At 61.8% G+C, this 2154-nt stretch carries 4 protein-coding genes; 3 read left to right on the top strand and 1 reads right to left on the bottom strand.

What is annotated here, in order from left to right; translation table 11 throughout:
* Positions 1-531: hypothetical protein (locus tag A3764_RS13465; protein WP_150122178.1), on the bottom strand; the 531-nt coding region annotated here is incomplete at its 3' end.
* Between the two features lie 97 nt (positions 532-628).
* Here A3764_RS13465 and motA point away from each other — a divergent pair.
* The 3 genes from motA to A3764_RS13450 all read left to right on the top strand — a co-directional run.
* On the top strand, positions 629-1495 hold the full coding sequence (motA, locus tag A3764_RS13460) for a flagellar motor stator protein MotA (protein WP_067923751.1): 867 nt from the start codon (positions 629-631) through the stop codon (positions 1493-1495).
* A complete protein-coding gene (locus A3764_RS13455; protein ID WP_067923754.1) occupies positions 1492-1749 on the top strand; it encodes a hypothetical protein in 258 nt (85 codons plus the stop codon). The genes motA and A3764_RS13455 overlap by 4 nt, the downstream gene beginning before the upstream one ends.
* Positions 1746-2154 (top strand): hypothetical protein (locus A3764_RS13450; RefSeq protein ID WP_150122177.1); only part of this gene is annotated, 409 nt, incomplete at its 3' end. The genes A3764_RS13455 and A3764_RS13450, both read left to right, overlap by 4 nt.

Genomic DNA, 2154 nt, shown 5'->3' with positions numbered 1-2154 from the left:
TGCTGCGGCACGGCCCCGGCGGCGACCGCCCGTGGCCTTGCCCCGCACCGGAAAGATCTTGTCCGTCGTGACGCGCAGCGACAGGTCGCTCCGCGCGTCGCGCGGGCGCATGAACTTGTCGAGGTCAAGCCCCTCTTCGCGCGCGAAGTTGTAGTTGATCAGGTAATCCGCCGCGATCTCCTGCAGGCTGTCACTGCTCTGCACAGCCTTCAGCAGCGCATTCTCTTCCGAAAACAGCAGCGTCCGCGTGGGATAGCCTTCGATGGCCGGGCTCGCCGCGAAACCGCCCGTGGGCCGATCCAGCACTTCGGCCACCCGGTTCAGGATCGTGTCGGTCTCGTCATCATGGAAGACCACGAATTCGCAAAGGCCCGCCGCATCCATGCAAAGCACCAGATGCATGCACTCCGGCCAGTTCGGCATCAGCAGGGCGACTTCCTCGGGGTCTACGAAGTAGGCAAAGGCATCGGGTTCGGCGGCAGTCTTGTTCTGCCCCGCCTCCGTCTTGCTGTCCGAAAAACCACTATCCATAGCCGATATCCAAGATTACACATCGATAATACTTGTGTTGAAAAATTTTATCAAGAATAAATAAGCACAACAAGGTTTGAAGAAGGATCTTCATGACATGATGCTGTTTATTGGTCTCGCGATGGTTTTCGGCCTCGTCTTCGGCGGATTCATGCTTTCTGGCGGTAATCTGGACATCGTGATGGCCGCCCTGCCCTACGAAGGCATGATGATCGGCGGCGCCTCGCTCGGTGCCTTTGTGGTCGCCAACAGTTTCGGGGTCGTCAAATCATCGGCCAAGGGTGTGATGCGGGTCATCAAAGGGCCGCAGTGGAAGTCATCGGACTATAATGACCTGCTGAACCTCATGTTCGAACTCGCGCGCCTCTACCGGACCAAGGGTATCGTCGCGATGGACGACCATATCGAGGATCCGGCCAACAGCGCGATCTTCCAGCGTTATCCCCGCCTGATGAAGGACCACTTCCTGACCGACCTCATCTCGGACAGCTTTCGCATGATGTCCATGCAGTTCGACGACCACTTCCAGATGGAAGACGTGCTGAACCGCAAGATCAAGAAACACCACCATGAAAAGCTCGTCTCCGCCCATGCCATCCAGCAGATGGCCGACGGTCTGCCCGCCATCGGCATCGTCGCGGCGGTTCTGGGGGTGATCAAGACCATGTCCTCCATCGACAAGCCGCCGGAAATTCTCGGCAAGATGATCGGCGGGGCGCTTGTCGGTACGTTTCTTGGTGTTTTCCTTGCCTATTGCATGGTGCAGCCCGTCGCCGGACGGCTCAAGCAGATCGAGGAGGAGGATGGCGCCATCTATACGGTGATCCGCGACATCATCGTGGCCATGGTGGCAGGCCACCCGCCCAGCGTCTGCATCGAACTGGGCCGCGGCAACATCCCCACGCCGAAGCAGCCGGGTTTCTCCAGCGTCGAGGCGGCGCAGCGGGAACTGCCCGCGGCATGATGTCGGCGCGCGCGGCCTTCCCCCTCGTTCTGGCGCTTCTGGCCGGTCCCGCCCTCACGGCCCCCGAAGCCAAGGAAGAGGAGAAGACCGAAAAGGACGCGCAGGCCGCGACCGAACAATTGCTCCCCCGCTCGCTGCGCATCCACGGAGTGATCGGCTACATCGAACTGCCCGACGGGATCGAGATTCTCGATCCCGCGATCCTTGCGCGGATGCGCGCCCGGCTGGCCGAAAAGGCCGGTACCGGCGAATGAGCCGCAAACGCGGCGACGGGCTCGCCACCCTGTCCCGGCTCAAACGGCACGAGCTTGAAACCGTCGCCGCCGAAATCGCCGACCTGAACCGCGCTCCCGGCAAGCTTGAGGCCGAAAGACGCGAGCTGCGCGACAGCCTGCATGAACGCGGCGACCCCGACGCGATCGAAAGCACCCGCGTCCTGTCGAACTTCATCCGCAACGTGTCAGAAACCCTGCGCGGCAAAGAGGCCGAGGCGCAGCGCCTGCGGGAAAGCAACGCCGAAACCTTCGTCCGTATGTCGACCCTCTTCGCCGAGGCAAAGCGCATCGACCTCGTGGCCCGCCCCCGCCGCGAGTCGGAGCTTCGCACCCGTGACCGCGCAGAAACCGCCGCCCGCAACGAAGCCTTCCTTTCGATCTGGA

The organism is Sulfitobacter sp. HI0129 (genome assembly GCF_001635395.1).
Lineage (GTDB): Bacteria > Pseudomonadota > Alphaproteobacteria > Rhodobacterales > Rhodobacteraceae > Sulfitobacter.
This window is presented reverse-complemented; position numbering and strand designations above follow the sequence as displayed.